This is a genomic window from Mycobacterium sp. P7213, assembly GCF_900604305.1.
In the GTDB taxonomy this organism is placed as follows: domain Bacteria; phylum Actinomycetota; class Actinomycetes; order Mycobacteriales; family Mycobacteriaceae; genus Mycobacterium.
This window is the reverse complement of the sequence record NZ_UWOA01000131.1, coordinates 1-519: the sequence shown is the minus strand read 5'-3', so window position 1 is coordinate 519 and position 519 is coordinate 1. Positions and strand designations below refer to the sequence as shown.

Sequence of the window (519 nt, the reverse complement as noted above, 5' to 3'; positions counted from 1 at the left end):
GAGCCGGCGTTGACGGGATCGACGCGATCATCGCGGGCGGGACCGGCGGCAACGGCGGCGACGGCATGCAGGGCGGTTACGGCGGGGTGGGCGGCAATGGCGGCGCCGGCGGCGACTCGGCCCACGGGCTTGCGGGCCTGCAGGGTGCCGGCGGCAACGGCGGCAACGGCGGTTCCGGCGGGGCCGCCGGCGACGGCGGAGCCGGCGGCCACGGCGACGCCAGCAACCCCGACGGGGGACGCGGCGGCAACGGCGGCGCTTTCGGCGCCGGAGGATTCGGCGGTGACGGCGGGGCGGGCTCGGTCCAAGGACTGCACGGCGCCACCGGTACACCATCGGACTACGCCGGCAACGGCGGTGCGGGCGGCAACGGCTACAACGCGGCTGCCGACCCCAACGCCGCCCCCGGCACCAACGGCGGCAACGGCGGCGGCGGCGGCACCGGCAGCCTGCACGGCAACGGCGGAGCCGGCGGATCGGGCGGCGACGGCGCGAATGGGGCCAACGGGGGGCTCGGGA

1 pseudogene is annotated in these 519 nt (G+C 78.8%); it reads left to right on the top strand.

Annotation, left to right across the window (positions count from 1 at the left end):
• Nucleotides 1-519 (top strand): annotated as a pseudogene (locus EJK91_RS22085) (PE family protein); the annotation flags it as partial.